This is a genomic window from Bowmanella yangjiangensis (assembly GCF_017255015.1).
GTDB lineage: Bacteria > Pseudomonadota > Gammaproteobacteria > Enterobacterales > Alteromonadaceae > Bowmanella > Bowmanella yangjiangensis.
The window spans coordinates 1-330 of record NZ_JAFKCS010000797.1 but is presented as its reverse complement, the minus strand read 5'-3'; the positions used below and the strand labels follow the sequence as shown (position 1 = coordinate 330).

General features: G+C 55.8%; 1 protein-coding gene. It reads right to left on the bottom strand.

What is annotated here, in order from left to right:
* A partial coding sequence (locus J0A65_RS26725) for a major capsid protein (RefSeq protein WP_206597195.1) occupies nt 1-330 on the bottom strand: 330 nt, incomplete at both ends.

Below are 330 nucleotides of genomic sequence, written 5' to 3'. Positions count from 1 at the left end.
GCCTGCATCTCTTCGACCTGAGCAATGGCCAGCTCTTCGTCACGCATGTTCTGCATGATGATGCGACGGCGGCGGTAAGCCGGGTCCGCCAGATTCTGCGGATCTTCATCCGGCAGGCGACGCAGGGTCATCTGCGGATTCACTTCATGCTTCGGCTTGACATATCCCGGCGTAAATTCAGAGGTGGAGCCGCCACGGGAACGGATAACCTCACCGGAAACAATCGGCGAAACGTACAGCGCCATGTTTACCAGTCCCGGAATTTGTGAGAGATAGACTTTCTCCGTGGTGAAGGGATAGCTCTCACGGAAAAAGAGACGCAGAAACAGC